At 70.8% G+C, this 4,502-nt stretch carries 3 protein-coding genes; 2 read left to right on the forward strand and 1 reads right to left on the reverse strand.

The genetic code is table 11. The features are described 5' to 3' along the window. Window positions 1-1,298, forward strand: a 1,298-nt coding sequence (locus ACFE67_RS14195) for an aspartate ammonia-lyase (RefSeq protein WP_375407526.1), incomplete at its 5' end; no start/stop codon positions are given. A 16-nt stretch (window positions 1,299-1,314) separates the two neighbouring features. On the opposite strand, the gene ACFE67_RS14200 is transcribed toward ACFE67_RS14195, so the two are convergent. Then, window positions 1,315-2,073 (reverse strand): hypothetical protein, encoded by a 759-nt coding sequence (locus tag ACFE67_RS14200; RefSeq protein ID WP_375407527.1) that lies wholly within the window; start codon window positions 2,071-2,073, stop codon window positions 1,315-1,317. A 136-nt stretch (window positions 2,074-2,209) separates the two neighbouring features. On the opposite strand from ACFE67_RS14200, the gene ACFE67_RS14205 reads away from it, so the two are divergent. Further along, window positions 2,210-4,477 carry an alpha,alpha-phosphotrehalase gene (locus tag ACFE67_RS14205; protein ID WP_375407528.1) on the forward strand — a complete coding sequence of 756 codons (2,268 nt, stop codon included), beginning with the start codon at window positions 2,210-2,212 and terminating at the stop codon, window positions 4,475-4,477. Window positions 4,478-4,502: the final 25 nt, after the last annotated feature.

Genomic DNA, 4,502 nt, shown 5'->3' on the forward strand with positions numbered 1-4,502 from the left:
CCAACCGCGACCTCGGCGCGCTCGACCCGCACAAGGCGGCGATGATCGAGCGCGCGTGCACCACGATCCGTGCGGGCTCGCACCACGACGAGTTCGTCGTCGACGTGATCCAGGGCGGCGCCGGAACCTCCACGAACATGAACGCGAACGAGGTGGTCGCGAACGTCGCGCTGGACCTCGCCGGGCACGCGCTCGGCGACTACGCGACGCTCGACCCGATCGACGACGTCAACCGCAGCCAGAGCACGAACGACGTCTATCCGACCGCCGCGAAGATCGCGATCGCGATGGCCCTCGAGGACCTGCTCGTCGAGCACACCGCGCTGAGGCGGGCGTTCGCGGACAAGGGACACGAGTTCCACCAGGTGCTGAAGGTCGGCAGGACCCAGCTGCAGGACGCGGTGCCGATGACGCTCGGCCAGGAGTTCCACGGGTTCGCCACGACGCTCGGCGAGGACGAGGACCGCATCCGCGAGGTGCTGCCGCTGCTCCGCGAGATCAACCTCGGCGCGACCGCGATCGGCACCGGCATCACCGCCGACCCGCGCTACGCCGCGACCGTGCAGGCGCACCTGACCGACCTGCTCGGGGAGCAGTACGTGACCGCGGGCGACCTCATCGAGGCGACCAGCGACACCGGGGTGTTCATGCAGATGTCGGGCGTGCTGAAGCGCGCCGCGGTGAAGCTGTCGAAGATCTGCAACGACCTCCGCCTGCTCTCCTCCGGGCCGCAGGCCGGGTTCGGCGAGATCGTACTGCCGCCCCGCCAGGCCGGCTCATCGATCATGCCGGGCAAGGTCAACCCGGTGATCCCGGAGGTGGTGAACCAGATCGCGTTCGCGATCGTCGGCCACGACCTGACGGTGACGATGGCGGCGGAGGCGGGCCAGCTGCAACTGAACGCGTTCGAGCCGATCATCCTGCACTCGATCCTCACCAACGTGTCGTGGCTGGCTGCGGGCTGCCGGACCCTCCGGCTGCACTGCGTCGAGGGCATCCGCGCGAACGTGAGCCGTCTCGACACGATGGCGCGCACCTCCGTCGGGGTCGTGACCGCCCTGACGCCCGACATCGGCTACGCGGCGGCATCCGCGCTCGCGAAGACCGCGCTGCTGACCGGCAGGGACGTCGCCGACGTGGTCGTGGAGGCGGGCCTGATGGATCGCGCACGCGTCATCGAATTGACTGCGCCGGAACGGCTGACGAACTCGGCCCCCATCACCGCGGCCGTCGCCGTGGTGGGCCCGGAGACCGCCGCGATCGTCATCGCGAACCCGACCGAGCCCCACCCGATCTGACCGTCGGTCGCCCCGGTCAACCGGGTATCGCGCGCTGCGCCGACCCGGACGACTGCAGGCCGGCCGCGTAGCCGGGGGCGCGGCCGTAGCCGGTGAACGACCGCCGGTCCGTTCTCGAGCGCACGTGCACGTTGTGCTCCACCCAGTCCTGCACGGCTGCGTCGCGCGACGCGACGACGAGCGCCGTGCCCGCGCCGGTCTGGGCGATCGCCGCCGCACGCCCGGCAGCGACTCGTGCGGCGGCGCCTCTGCCGAACTCCTGCGCGAACGCGCAGCGCGCGAGATGCGCGTCCCACTTCTGGATCAGGCGGTGCCGACGGTCGCCACGCCACCACGCGCGCATCGCGAGCTCGGCCTGCACGGCGAGCGACTCGAGCAGCGGCACCGCGAACGCGAGGTCGGAGTGGAAGCCGGTGACGACGAGGCCGACGTGCGGCTTCGCATCCGGACCGTCCCAGTGACGGTCGACCGTGCGGCGGTCGCGGTAGTGCGCGACCAGCCCGACCGATGCGGCCACCGCGATGAGCCCGAGGACGACATCGAGCGCGATCGTGCCGCGGCCCCCGGCGACCTCGACCGTCACGCGCTCGATCGGCTCCCGCTGCGCCCTGCGCGCGCCCTCGACGTCGAGCGTCAGACGGTCGATGGCGTGCTTCGCCAGCAGCCGCTCCGCCTCCTGGCCGGCCGTGTCGCGTTCGGCCTGCGTCGCGCTCGGGTCCTCGGACACCCGCAGGAAGTGCGCGATCCGTGCCTCGATGCCCATCTTCTCGGCCATCGGTCCTCCGTTCGTTCCCGGCACGGGCTGCTGGTCGACCATCTCAGCAGCGGCCACCGACACCGCCCGCCGCCGATGGTCCATGCAGACTGGCCGACATGGTGATGGAAGACCCGGAGCGGCGCGGGGCGCCGTCGTGACCGTCCGCCGCGCCCTGCCGGCCGACGCCGCGGCGCTCGCCGAGGTGGCCGGGGTCACCTTCGCGCTCGCGTGCCCTCCCTCGACCGCGCAGGAGGCGATCGACGACTTCATCGCCACCGCGCTGTCCGAGGCGGCGTTCGGCCGCTACCTCGCCGATCCCGCCAGGACGCTCCTGGTCGCGGAGTCCGTGCCGGGAGCGCCGTTCGACGGGTACACGATGCTGGTGTCGGGTGATCCGGTCGATGCGGACGTGGCCGCCGCGGTGCGGATCAGACCGACGGCGGAGCTGTCGAAGATCTACGTCCGCGAGGGCTCCCACGGTCGCGGCACCGCACGCGAGCTGCTCATGCGCACGATCGACGCGGCCCGCGAGGGCGGTGCGGCCGGCATCTGGCTCGGTACGAACGAGGAGAACGTGCGAGCCCAGCGCTTCTACGCGAAGCACGGCTTCGAGCGGATCGGCACGAAGCGGTTCAAGCTCGGCGACCGATACGAGCACGACCTGGTCTTCGAGCGCCCCATCGGGCCCCGCTCGGAAGAGGATGGCCGGGTGTCCGATCCCGCCTGGTTCACCTCCGCCGTCGTCTACCAGATCTACCCGCGCAGCTTCGCGGACTCCGACGGCGACGGCATCGGCGACCTGGGCGGGGTGCTGGAGCACGTCGACCATCTCGCGACGCTCGGCGTCGACGTCGTGTGGCTGTCGCCGATCTACTCGTCGCCGCAGGCCGACAACGGCTACGACATCAGCGACTACGAGGACATCGACCCGCTGTTCGGCACGCTCGAGCAGCTCGACGAGCTGATCGCCGCCCTGCACGCGCGCGGGATCAAGCTCGTGATGGACCTGGTGGTGAACCACACCTCCGACGAGCACGCGTGGTTCAGGGAGTCCGCCTCCGGCCGGGACAGCGCGAAACGCGACTGGTACGTCTGGCGCGACCCGCGGGACCCGTCGACCAGCTCGGGAGGGCCCGGGCAGGAGCCGAACAACTGGGGCTCGTTCTTCTCCGGGTCCGCCTGGCAGTGGCACGAGGCGAGCGGGCAGTACTACCTGCACCTGTTCGACCGGAAGCAGCCGGACCTGAACTGGGAGAACGAGGACGTCCGCGAGGCCGTCTTCGCGATGATGCGCCGCTGGCTCGACCGCGGGGTCGACGGCTTCCGGATGGACGTCATCAACTTCATCTCGAAGGACCCGTCCTACGCCGACGGCCCTCCGGTGGCGGGGCGCGAGCACGTGAACGCGTTCCAGATGTTCGCCGACGGCCCTCGCGTCCACGAGTTCCTCGCGGAGATGCACGAGCAGGTGTTCGCGGGCCGGGAGGGGTCGTTCCTCACCGTCGGCGAGATGCCCGGTGTGACACCCGAGGAGGCGGTCCTCTACACGGATCCCGATCGCGGGGAGGTCGACATGGTGTTCCAGTTCGAGCACGTCTCGATCGACCAGGGCCCGACGTCCAAGTTCGACCACATCGCCCTCGACCGGGTGTCGCTGAAGCGCTCGCTGCACCGCTGGCAGACGGCGCTCGCCGCGAAGGGCTGGAACAGCCTCTACTGGGACAACCACGACCAGCCGCGCGCCGTCTCGCGCTTCGGCGACGACGATCCCGCCTACTGGGAGCAGTCGGCGAAAGCGCTCGCGACGATCCTCCACGGCATGCGCGGCACGCCGTACGTCTACCAGGGCGAGGAGCTCGGGATGACGAACTACCCGTTCCGATCCGCGGCCGAGCACCGGGACGTGGAGGCGGTCAACTTCTGGAAGCGGGTGCTGGCGGAGGGCCTCGACCAGCAGGCGGCGCTGACCGGCATGGCGAAGGCCGGCCGCGACAACGCGCGCACCCCGATGCAGTGGGACGCGTCGCCGACCGCGGGGTTCACGACGGGGGAGCCGTGGCTGCCCGTGAACCCGAACCGCTCGTGGCTGAACGCGACGGCGCAGGTCGGCAAGGCCGGCAGCGTGTTCGAGCACTACCGGGCACTGATCGCGCTCCGCCACGAGCACCCGGTGATCGCGAACGGCGACTTCACCGGGTTGCTCGAGAACGATCCCGACGTCTGGGCCTACGTCCGCACCGCCGGCAGGCAGAAGCTGCTCGTGGTCGCGAACTGCAGCAGGCAGCCGCGGGAGCTGGAACTCGGCGACGGCTGGTCGGGAGCGCGGCTGCTGCTCGGATCGGTGGAGGGTCGTGCGGCGGCGCTCGCACCGGGCCCCGTCACGCTGGCCGGCTGGGAGTCGCGGATCTACCTCCAGGAGTGACTTTTCATCTTTACGGAGTTCTGGT

Source organism: uncultured Amnibacterium sp., from assembly GCF_964244015.1.
Classification (GTDB): Bacteria; Actinomycetota; Actinomycetes; order Actinomycetales; family Microbacteriaceae; genus Amnibacterium.

Coding starts and splice junctions, on each gene's coding strand:
- ACFE67_RS14200 (WP_375407527.1), bottom strand. CDS start 2,073: ATGGCCGAGAAGATGGGCATCGAGGCACGGATCGCGCACTTCCTGCGG.